This window comes from Streptomyces sp. CO7, assembly GCF_053474865.1.
Genome location: NZ_JBRIOU010000099.1, coordinates 1 through 459 on the forward strand (window position 1 = coordinate 1; position 459 = coordinate 459).

At 69.5% G+C, this 459-nt stretch carries 1 pseudogene; it reads left to right on the plus strand.

Features of this window, described 5'->3' with window-relative positions:
- Positions 1–459, plus strand: a pseudogene (locus ACOV8S_RS31300) (DUF2092 domain-containing protein); the annotation flags it as partial.

A 459-nucleotide genomic window follows, 5' to 3' on the forward strand; every position in this document is an offset into this window, starting at 1 on the left:
GCGCAAGGCCGCGCGCTACGTCGTCCCGGTCGCGGTGATGGGGGTGGCGGCCGTGACGATCGGGCTGGTCCCCGCGATCGCCGACTCCGGGGACCCCGACCTCCCGAAGGTCACGGCGGAGCAACTCATAGAGAAGATCGCTAAGTCGGACGTCCAGCAGCTGTCCGGCACGGTCAAGATCAGCACGGACCTGGGCCTGCCGGACCTCGGCGGCCTTGAGAGCGGGCTGATGTCCGGTATGTCCGGAAAGCCGGGTGCGTCCGGTGGTGAGGACGGCTCCGCCGCCGACCCGTCGGCCAAGCTCACCGAGCTGGTCTCCGGCACCCACACGCTGCGGGTCGCGGCGGACGGCCCCGACCGGCAGAAGCTGTCACTGCTGGAGAACGCTGCCGAGTACAGCCTGATCCACGACGGCAAGGACGTCTGGGGCTACGACAGCGCGTCCAACGAGGTCTACCA